Origin of the sequence: Shewanella sp. SG41-4, assembly GCF_014164505.1 — a bacterium.
Classification (GTDB): Bacteria; Pseudomonadota; Gammaproteobacteria; order Enterobacterales; family Shewanellaceae; genus Shewanella.
Map to the genome: position 1 here is coordinate 1 of NZ_JACJFI010000301.1, position 4,132 is coordinate 4,132.

4 protein-coding genes and 1 pseudogene are annotated in these 4,132 nt (G+C 39.5%); 4 read left to right on the forward strand and 1 reads right to left on the reverse strand.

What is annotated here, in order from left to right:
- Positions 1 to 268: 268 nt before the first annotated feature.
- Positions 269 to 1,618 carry a phosphoglucosamine mutase gene (gene glmM / locus H5202_RS18510; RefSeq protein ID WP_182773367.1) on the forward strand — a complete coding sequence of 450 codons (1,350 nt, stop codon included), beginning with the start codon at positions 269 to 271 and terminating at the stop codon, positions 1,616 to 1,618.
- Between the two features lie 110 nt (positions 1,619 to 1,728).
- On the opposite strand, the pseudogene H5202_RS18515 reads toward glmM, so the two are convergent.
- Positions 1,729 to 1,872: pseudogene (locus H5202_RS18515) on the reverse strand (IS66 family transposase); the annotation flags it as partial.
- A 40-nt stretch (positions 1,873 to 1,912) separates the two neighbouring features.
- Between H5202_RS18515 and H5202_RS18520 the strand changes: the two are divergent.
- The 3 genes from H5202_RS18520 to H5202_RS18530 all read left to right on the forward strand — a co-directional run bounded on the left by H5202_RS18520 (position 1,913) and on the right by H5202_RS18530 (position 3,881).
- Positions 1,913 to 2,050, forward strand: a complete 138-nt coding sequence (locus tag H5202_RS18520) for an MBL fold metallo-hydrolase RNA specificity domain-containing protein (protein ID WP_336244818.1) — start codon at positions 1,913 to 1,915, stop codon at positions 2,048 to 2,050.
- Positions 2,051 to 2,226: 176 nt separating this feature from the next.
- Positions 2,227 to 3,372, forward strand: coding sequence for a nucleotidyltransferase family protein (locus H5202_RS18525; protein WP_182773368.1), 1,146 nt, complete (start codon positions 2,227 to 2,229; stop codon positions 3,370 to 3,372).
- An 11-nt stretch (positions 3,373 to 3,383) separates the two neighbouring features.
- On the forward strand, positions 3,384 to 3,881 hold the full coding sequence (locus tag H5202_RS18530; RefSeq protein ID WP_182773369.1) for a lasso peptide biosynthesis B2 protein: 498 nt from the start codon (positions 3,384 to 3,386) through the stop codon (positions 3,879 to 3,881).
- Positions 3,882 to 4,132 lie beyond the last annotated feature (251 nt).

Here is a 4,132-nt window from a genome sequence, read left to right on the forward strand (position 1 = left end):
CACCTGGATCCCCAATTAAAAGCGTTTGGGGATGGCGAAAAACCTCTGTCATTCCGGTGAGGCTTTTAAAGCCGGAATCCAGGTGTTTGTTTTACGCTTTAAGGTATCAACAAAGCCAAAATTAAAGGCAACACCTGGATCCCCAATACAAGCATTTGAGGATGACGGGCGAGTACCTAAAACCTAAAATCTACGGCAATACCTGGATCCCCAATAAAAGCGTTTAGGGACGGGGCCTAGAACCTTTTTTTTATATTGGAGTATTTTTATGTCTCGTAAGTATTTTGGCACCGATGGTGTACGTGGAAAGGTGGGGACGTTTCCTATTACACCTGATTTTGCTATGAAGTTAGGTTGGGCTGCGGGCAAAGTATTAGCCTCAACCGGTACTCAAGAAGTGTTAATTGGTAAAGATACTCGTAGTAGCGGTTATATGCTCGAATCAGCTATTGAAGCAGGTTTATCTGCTGCGGGTGTGAACGTAGCATTAATTGGCCCTATGCCAACTCCAGCTGTGGCCTATTTAGCCTCTACATTCCGTGCCGATGCTGGTGTGGTGATCAGTGCATCACATAATCCTTTTTATGATAATGGTATTAAATTTTTCTCAAACTCTGGCACTAAGCTTAATGATCAGCAAGAGCTTGAAATTGAAGCGTTACTTGACCAGGCGTTAAATCATAATGCGATGGAATGCGTTTCATCTGAATTGCTAGGTAAAGTCCGCCGTATTACTGATGCTGCTGGTCGTTACATTGAGTTTTGCAAAGGCGTCTTTGCAAAAGATTTAACCTTAGCAGGCCTTAAAATTGTCGTCGATAGTGCTAACGGTGCGGCGTATCATATTGCGCCCAATGTATATCGTGAGTTAGGTGCTGAGGTGATTAGCATTAATGATAAACCTAATGGTACCAATATTAATGATCATTGCGGTGCGACCCATTTAGACAGTTTGCAAACAGCAGTTATGGTACATGAAGCTGATTTAGGCATTGCGATGGATGGTGATGCAGATCGGGTGATGTTTGTTGACCATAATGGCCATGTAGTAGACGGCGATCAAATTTTGTATATTTTAGCTAAGTCGGCCAAACAGCAAGGTACAATGACAGGCGGTGTCGTCGGCACATTAATGTCGAACCTCGGCCTTGAGATTGCGTTAAAAGAAATGGATATCCCGTTTAAACGCGCCAAAGTGGGCGACCTTTATGTGGTAGAACAATTAAAACAGGCTGGATGGCGCATAGGAGGCGAAGGTTCTGGCCTTATTTTACACCTTGACCAGGCCTCAACTGGCGATGCTGTTGTGGCATCACTATTAGTATTGCAAGCGGTATTACAATCTGGCGAGTCATTAGCGGAGATAGTATCGGGTATGAAAAAGTTACCTCAAGTACTGCTTAATGTGCGTTTAATCGCTAACAATGCTAATGAGATCCTAGCCTCTGCTGCTGTAAAACAAGCAGTGATTGAAGCCGAAGCTGTTCTAGGTGTTAAAGGTCGTGTGTTATTACGCAAATCAGGTACTGAACCACTAATCCGCGTAATGGTTGAATCAACAGATCCTGAAATGTCACAAGCACAAGCAGAGCATATAGCTAAAGCGGTTCGTGCCTAGTCAGGAACAAACAAAGCGCTAAATAGAAAACTTAATAAAAAGGAAGCATAAAGAAGATATCTATCTTTTGAATGCTTCCTTTTTTGTTTTATTTAATGTTGATTTAGAGTAAATTTACGTCTGGCATGTGCCATACAAGCGGCTTTTGTGACCGGCTTAAGCGTATTGTAAGCACTGTAGCCATCGGTCAGGAGATAGCCTGAGTATCCCGTTAGGAAATCCTTTACACAGGCGGCAGCACGACTCGGTTGATAGGTAAGCGGTTAATTAACCGCTTACGACCAAGCTAATTTTATCAATTTTGTAAAACGCATGCATCATAAACCTAAACATATTCGCATAGTGCACGGTGATGATGAAGCAAAACAGGCACTTGCAGATAAGTACCGTCAACTACTACCCGATTGTGAGGTGGCGATAGGTGGGCAATAATGATGTATAAAGCCTAACAATAAGGGCTAGTTCTTTGGTTTGGTTTTAACATTTAAAAATGCCATTCATTATTAATGAGTGGCATTTTTTTCAGCGCAAGTTGGAGGTGGGAAGGACTTTGGTGAAAGTATTGTGTATTCTGTGTTAACAATAAGTTTTAAACTAAAAAGAAAACTATGACCCCGTCAGATGAGTCGTTATTGAGAACATTTTTGTGCTTGTGCAATTCAAAAACTCCAGTTTCGGTACTTAAGCTCGCATTGTTAAACTTCTCTAATGAAGAACAGCTCAAGTGGCTTATTGAGCGCCATAGAGTGTGGAACTTGGCTGCTGCTGCGGTAAAAAAGCTTGATGCAGACTATTTTTCTGCAGATTTTCGTCTATGGATAAAATCAGCTGAAGTTGATTGCAAGCAAAAAACATTACAGCAATTTAAAGTGCAGTCAGAGTTATCTAAGCAGCTAAATGACGTTGAGGTTAATTATCATTTTTTTAAGGGCATAGATTTATCTTTACGTCTTTATGGTGATCTTAATTGTCGTTTCTCTAAAGATATTGATTTATTGATATCAGAACAAGACGCCATAAAAGCAGAACAAGTATTACTAAAATATGGTTATAAGTCCATAAATGACGCCTTTACTGATATTGTTCCAAGTAGTGTTATTCGAGGAGGCTTTTACAAGGACAAATGTTACCAAGCTCGTTACTTACCTGTAATGGAGCTTCATACTCGAGTTAATAATGAAAATACGCAGTTTTCTAAAGCGGTTACTGCATCCTTATTAGATGGGGTGGTAGGCGTGTCGATTATTGAATACCTTTACTTGTGTGTTCATGCGATGAAGTCAAACTGCCACCGAGTTAAATGGCTAATTGATTTAGCATTTTATTATGAAAAACTTAATCAGCATATTCCTGATTGGGATAAGTTAAAGTGGGCTGAAGCGCATAAGTTTGGCATTACTCGTCAGGTTATTGCGTGTGAATACTTAATGGCAAAATATCTTGATATTGCTGTTACACCCAAAGGTTTTATTGGCTTAATAAGTTATTGTAATTGGATAAGCGATTCATGGCTGCGTGAATACCGGCCTATTACTTCAATAAAATGGGTTACATTTCCATTGCTTATGAACAGTAAATTTGAGCATAGACGCAAAGCTTTTTACTTATTGTTGTTTTGCCCAAACGAAAGAGATAAGGCATTTATAGATCATTATGCAAAAAGTGATGGCCGATATATTAAGCTACTTATACCTTTTAGAAAATTTTTTCGTTACACGAAAAATAAATGGTTCAGACTTAACAATGAGCGATGAAGTAACTAACAATGAAGTTCTTATATCAAAAATTACATGCTTTTAAAAAGCATGAATTGTTTTTTAAAATTGGTTTTATTTTTGCCTGGACATCACTTGGAATTGCCAGAGCAATAGTGCTGATTTTCCCATTTGCACGTGTCGCGCCCTATTTAGGTGTGTCAGTTGCCTGTTGTGATACACAGCCTCTAGTCATCACAAAGCTAAGTGAACTACAACTGAAGCGTGCACGTCAAATTTCTCGTTTAGTGGTTAATACCGCTCGATATTGTCCTTGGCATGCAAACTGTTTTGCGCAAGCAATTGTTGCGCGTGTTTTACTTGGGATGTTCGGTTTACCCTATCGTTTGTATTTTGGTTTACGGCGTGAAAATACCAGTTTGAAAGCGCATGCATGGGTGTGCTGTAATCAGCTGTTTATCACGGGTGACAATGGTTTTAAACATCACTCAGTGGTTGGTTGTTATTGTTGTTCACAATGTGATTTTGCAACTAAGGTTAGTGCTTAAATGCCAATGACGATTAAAAACAGAATTAAGGCTTTATTATTAAGGAGGCGTCCATTATTTCGATTAAGTTGGCGATATGGTTTACCGTGTGACGACTATATTAAATTACACCGATGGGTAATGTTGCGGTCTTTACAAAAAAAACCATTTTTGTTAGCTACTTTTATTTACTCATTGATTAGTTGGTATATTTGTTGGTTTTGGGTCGCTGCGTATCGATCGTTTCTTCAATTTAATCAGCAAGCCGTTTA